Genomic DNA, 6,840 nt, shown 5'->3' with positions numbered 1-6,840 from the left:
GTCACCGGCTTAACTCCGGCCACTACCTATAGTTTTTCCCTCTGGGCCTACGATCTGATCGGCAATAAATCCAGTTCATCGTTAACTTGGGACAGAACTGATCGCAACCCGACCATCGTGATGAATTCCGCCAGCGAACGGGTTGACGGGACGGGCAAAATCGACCTCTCTTTCGCGGTCAATGACCCTGATTTGGACACGCAAGTGATGGCGCAAGTGCAATATTTTACCGATCAATACTGCCATAGCGCGGCCGCCCAGGCGACCATGGATGAAACTGATGCCAATACTACCGCCACCTACGGCGATCCTAAGGTGCAGGACAAAAACACTTATCAAGTCGGGACCTCGACCGGCTGGATCATTACTTCGTCCGGCGCCAATACGGTTAATACGGTTTGGAATTCGCAATCCAACTTGCCAACCGGCGACGGCACTTATTGTTTAAAAATTACCGTCAATGATAATAAGGGGGGCACCGAATCGGCCACGAGCAGTTTAACGATCGACAATGCCGCGCCGGGCGCGCCGGGCAATCTGACTTTTAGCAAAGAAACCTATAACACAGTTACGCTGAATTTCGGCGCGGCCGCGACTGACAGCAATTTTTCCCAATATATAATTTTTTATAAGATCGGCGCTTCCGGAGTCACCCAAACCGATGATTCTTTTGGTTTTGGTTCTGACGCGGCCCTTGGCTCCCGGACTTATCTGTCTCATGCCACCACTACCGTTACCGGGCTCGTCGTCAACACCCAATATGCTTTTAACATTTGGGCTTATGATACTTACGGCAACAGCACCAAGGCCGTGACGGAATTTTCCACCACCACCAGGACATTGAACAGTTATTTCCCTTATAATCTTGACCAATATAAGGCGGCCACGACGACCAAGATCGTTAATGGCGGCTGGAGCAATGAGAACACCGTTAATTTAGCCGCCACCTCGACCAACGGCAACGGGGTGGATAATATAATCTATTTCCAGCTGATCGATAATGCCAGTTCTTTCACCACGGCCACTTCCGAACCGGCGGCTTTCTGCTGGAGCGGCACGGCCTTCGCCAGCTGCGCCTCAAAACTTTGGACAAATTCCGCGCCTACTGCCGGCTGGTTTGATGCCAGCTACCGTTATCGGGTGAAAATAACCGCGAGAAGCACGCAGGTGTCCGGCACCCAGACCGATTTTCCCGTTTATTTTAATTTGAACCGATTAGGGACGACCAATGCTTTTTGGTCGCATACCCGAAGAAACAGCGCGGGCGGCGATCTTTTGGTCACCAATTCTTCCGGCACCAGATTGCCGCTGGAAATCGTGGCGATGAGCACTTCCTCCAAAACCGGAGAAATATATTTCCGCGCTGATTCGATTTCATCGGCCGCGGACACTGATTTTTATCTTTACTATGGTTCCTCGACCGCGACGGCGGTAGCTTCGACCACCACCTATGGCAGCCAGAATGTTTGGTCGAATAATTATAAAGGCGTTTGGCACTTGAACGAAAGTTCCGGCGTGGTTAAGGATTCGACCAGCTATAATAACAAGAGCGCTACCTCTGAAGGCACTCCGACTTACGCTCAAGCCGGAAAGATTGGTAACTCGATTTACTTCAACGGCACCAGCGGACTTTTCGTGCCGCGAACCGCGACCCTGGAACCGACCAACCGCATTACTTTCTCTATTTGGATGAACCGTAATGCCACGCAAAATGCTTATAGCAAGCCGATTTGGTATGGCGATAACTTAGCCACTCCTTGGCCGGCTTATGGCTGGGAACTTAATCCGGCCGCCACTGCCATTACCAAGATTACCGGCGGCGGCAATCAAAATACTGCGAACATCACCACGCCGGCGACAACCTGGACTTATCTGGTCGGTGTATATAACGGCGCGGCCACTATCGGGTATCTTAACGGCACGCAATATGCTTCAACCTCTTGGGCTAACGGCACCATCGGTCCTTATAGTACGGTCGGTTTTGGCATCGGCGATAAAGTCCCGCTCGGCCAGGGTTTTGGCGGATACGTTGATGAAGTTCGTATCGCTTCCACCTCTCGATCCAATAGTTGGGTATTAACCGAATATCGCAACCAAAATGCCGTGAGCAGCTTTTTCTCCACCAGCTCCGAACAAAATTATTTTACGGCCACGAAAAAGGCGGTGAAAATAATTTCCCTTCCCGACTCAAGTTATAAATGGCAGGCGATTGCCTGTACGGTGGACAAAATATGTTCGGCTTGGACAGTATTCGATACCTCCGTTCCCCACTTTAACATCGATACTGTCGCTCCCTCATCGGCCAACCCCTTCACCCGCATCGCTTCCACCACCACTTCGATCAAGCTTCATTTTCCCTCCGCGGTCACGGAAACTAATTTTTTCCAATACAAGATCTATTATCGCCTCGGCTCGACTACGCCGATCCATGAAACCGATTCGCTTTGGAGTTCAAGTTCGGACGCCAATCTTTCTTCGCGCACCTTCAACGGCAAATCCTCGACCACCATCACTGGGTTAAGTCCGGCCACGGTCTACAGCTTTTCGCTCTGGGCTTATGACAAGGCCGGCAACAAATCCAGTTCCAGCTTGATGTGGGACCGCACTGATCGCACCCCGGCCATCTCGATCTCTACCCATGCCGAACGGACCGATGCCACCGGCAAAGTCGATCTGGCTTTCGCGGTCTCTGATCCGGATGGTGATAATCAAGTAATGGCCCAGGTACAATATTTCACTGACGCGAATTGTAAAACTGCCGGAACTCAAGCCACGATGGACCCGTCCAGCATTTCCGCCAATTTCGGAACGCCCGTCGTTCAGAACAAGAATACTTATCAGATCGGCACCTCGACCGGCTGGATACTTACTTCCTTTGGCGCCAATACGGTCAGTTCGGTTTGGCTTTCGGCTACTGATCAGCCGGCCGGCGACGGCACCTATTGTCTGAAAGTAACGGTCAATGATAACAAGGGCGCTACTGCCTCGGCCACCACTTCGCTCACCATCGACAATCAAGCGCCGACCAATTTCGGTCCGCTCACGCTGTCGAAGAAAAATGATAGTTCGGTGACTGTTAATTTTAATACTCAAGCGACGGAAACTCATTTCACCCAGTATAAAATATATTACAAAGTCGGCACCAGCGGCGTTAAAAGAACCAATACGCTTTTCGGCTCTTCTTCGGACGCGGCGCTTGGTTCGCAAACTTATTTGAGCCACGCCACCACCACCATCTCCGGTCTTGCCGCCGCTACTACTTACGTTTTTAATATTTTTGCCTATGATTCTTACGGCCATGTGGCATCGAGCACTTCGGAATTCACCACCGCGACCAAAAATTTCCCGGCCATACCGTCGGGCCTGAATCAATACAAAGTTGATGGCATCACGGCAATTGTCAATACCGGTCTGACCGATCAGAACGAAATAAATTTTACCGCCACTTCCACTGATGCCGATTCCGACGCCATCACTCTGTACTATCAGCTTGCCTCGACCTCGGGTTCATATCTCACCGCCACCACCACCCCCGCCAGCGCCTGCTCGTCAGGCACGGCCTGGGCCAGTTGTCCCTCCCGGGTTTGGTACACGCCGGCCGCCACCAAAAAAGCCGACCTCAAAACCATCCCCGACAATGATTACCAATGGCAAGTTTTGGCCTGCGATGCTGACGGCTGTTCGCGGAATTGGAAAACCTTCAATGCCTCGGTTCCCCATTTCACCATCGATACGACCAACCCGACTCCGCCGGGCAATTTGAGTTCGAGCAAAAAGAACGACAGCTCGATCACTCTGACTTTCGGCTCGGCCACCACCGAATTGCATTTTTCTCAATACAAAATTTACTACAAAGCCGGCTCCTCGGGCGTCAAAGAAACCGACACGCTTTTTAGTTCCTCCTCTGACTCCGCCCTCGGCTCGATTACGTATTTGAGCCATACCACCACCACCATCTCGGGCCTGGCTGCCGGCACGCAATACGTTTTCAATATCTATGCTTACGATAGTTTGGGCCACAAAGCTACGGCAACCTCGGAGTTCGCGGTCTACACCAAATATTTCCCGGCTGCTCCTTCAGGCCTAAATCAATATCAGTCCAACGGAATCACAGTTATTGCCAATGGCGGCTGGAGCGCGCAAAACGAAGTTAATCTTTTTGCTACTTCCACTGATGCCGATTCCGACGCCATCACGCTTTATTATCAATTGGCCACGACCAGCGGAACTTTCATCACGGCCACTTCCACTCCGGCTAACGCTTGTTCCAGCGGTACGGCCTATGCTTCCTGCGCGAGCCGCGTTTGGTATACGCCCGCCTCGATCAAGAAAGCCGATCTCAAGACCATTCCCGACGGGGGTTATAAATGGCAAGTCTTGGCTTGCGATAATGACGGCTGTTCGCGCAATTGGTCGACGAATGCCGCCATTCCCAACTTCAACCTTGATATTACCGCGCCTTCCGCGCCCAATCCCTTCACCCGCATTGCTTCCACTACCACCTCGATCAAACTCGGCTTCCCGACCGCGGTCACGGAAACTAATTTCAAGCAATACAAAATTTATTATCGCCTCGGCTCGACCACGTTAATCCATGAAAGCGACTCGCTTTGGAGTTCCAGCTCGGATTCTAATTTAGGCTCCATTACTTTCAACGGCAAATCCTCGACTACCATCACTGGTCTCGCTCCCGCCACCACTTACAGCTTTTCGCTCTGGGCTTATGATCAAGCCGGCAACAAATCCAGTTCTAGCCTGATGTGGGATCGCACTGACCGCAGCCCGACTTTGGCGATCAATTCCGCGGCCGAGCGGACCGATGCTACCGGCAAAGTAGATCTGTCTTTCGCGGTCAATGATCCGGACAAGGACGATCAAATCATGGCTCGGGTGGAATATTTCGCTGACGCAAGCTGCCATACTTCTGGCGCCCAAACCACGCTTGATGAAACCGACTCGAACACCACGGCCACCCACGGCGATCCTAAAGTGCAGAACAAAAACACCTATCAGGTCGGTACCAGCACCGGTTGGATCACCACTTCTGAGGGTGCTAACACCATCAACACAGTTTGGAATTCAGCGACCGATTTGCCGGCCGGCGATGGCACTTATTGCCTTAAGTTAACTCTCAATGACAATCGCGGCGCCACTGCCTCGGCCACCACTTCGCTCACCATCGACAATCAAGTGCCGGCCGATTTCGGTCCGCTCACGCTGTCGAAGAAAAATGATAGTTCGGTAACCGTTAATTTTAATACTCAAGCGACGGAAACTCATTTCACCCAATACAAAATATATTACAAAATCGGTACCAGCGGCGTTAAAAGAACCGATTCGCTTTTTGGCTCCTCCTCGGATGCGGCGCTTGGTTCGCAAACGTATTTGAGTCATGCTACCACCACCATCCCGGGTCTCGCCGCCGCTACCACTTATGTTTTTAATCTTTTCGCTTATGATTCTTACGGCCATGTGGCGTCCAGCACTTCGGAATTCACCACCGCGACCAAGAATTTCCCCGCTCAAGCTTCCGGTCTTGATCAATACCGCTCTGACGGGATAACTGCCATCACTACCGGCGAAGTTATTAGCCAGAACGAAATCAACCTCACCGCCACTTCCACTGATGCCGATTCCGACGCCATCACGCTTTATTATCAGTTAGCCTCGACTTCCGGTTCATATATCACTTCAACTTCCACGCCGGCTAATGCTTGCTCATCAGGCACGGCCTGGGCCAGCTGTCCGTCCCGAGTTTGGTACACGCCGGCCGCCACCAAAAAAGCCGACCTCAAAACTATTCCCGACAATGATTACCAATGGCAAGTTTTGGCCTGCGACGTTGACGGCTGTTCGCGGAATTGGAAAACTTTCTCCGCCTCGGTTCCCCATTTCACCATTGATACGACCAACCCGACTCCGCCGGGCAATTTGAGTTCGAGCAAAAAGAACGACAGCTCGATCACTCTGACTTTCGGCTCGGCCACCACCGAATTGCATTTTTCTCAATACAAAATTTACTACAAAGCCGGCTCCTCGGGCGTCAAAGAAACCGACACTCTTTTTAGTTCCTCCTCTGACTCGGCGCTTGGTTCGATAACGTATTTAAGTCACGCCACCACCACCATCTCGGGCCTGGCTGCCGGGACGCAATATGTTTTCAATATTTACGCTTACGATACTCTGGGTCACAAGGCTACGGCCACCAGCGAGTTCGCGGTCTATACCAAATATTTTCCGGCTATTCCGTCGGGTTTGAATCAATATCGGTCCGATCAGACGACCGTTATCGCCAACGACACTTGGGTCGCGAATAATGAAATTTATCTGACCGCCACTTCCACCGATGCTGATTCCGACGCTTTGACTCTTTACTATCAATTGGCCACGACCAGCGGAACTTTTATAAGCGCGACGACCACGCCGGCCGGCGCCTGTTCATCGGGAACAACTTACGCGGCCTGCCCTGCTCGCGTTTGGCAGACGCTGAGCTCCACCAAAAAAGTCGATATAAAAACCGTCGCTGACGGCCAATACAAATGGCAAGCGTTAGCTTGCGACGTTGACGGCTGCGCGAGGAATTGGAAAACTTTCAATGATACTGTTCCGAATATCAAGATCGACACGGCCGCGCCTTCCGCGCCCAATCCCTTCACCCGCGTCGCTTCCACCACTACTTCGATCAAGCTTGGAATGCCTGCCGCGGTCACGGAAACTAATTTCAAGCAATACAAAATTTATTATCGCCTCGGCTCGACCACGTTAATCCATGAAAGCGACTCGCTTTGGAGTTCCAGCTCGGATTCGAATTTAGGCTCCATTACTTTCAACGGCAAATCC

1 protein-coding gene (running past one end of the window) is annotated in these 6,840 nt (G+C 51.7%); it reads left to right on the top strand.

Going from position 1 to position 6,840, the window contains the following annotated elements:
- The first annotated feature begins 120 nt into the window (after positions 1-120).
- Positions 121-6,840 carry the beginning of a DUF2341 domain-containing protein gene (locus tag PHE24_02765; protein ID MDD4902036.1) on the top strand. Its footprint extends 20,319 nt past the window's final position, so the window shows 6,720 of its 27,039 coding nt (coding positions 1-6,720); its start codon is at positions 121-123; its stop codon lies off the right edge, out of view.

Source organism: Patescibacteria group bacterium, from assembly GCA_028707065.1.
Taxonomy (GTDB): Bacteria; Patescibacteriota; Patescibacteriia; order Patescibacteriales; family WJLG01; genus JAQTUZ01.
This window is presented reverse-complemented; position numbering and strand designations above follow the sequence as displayed.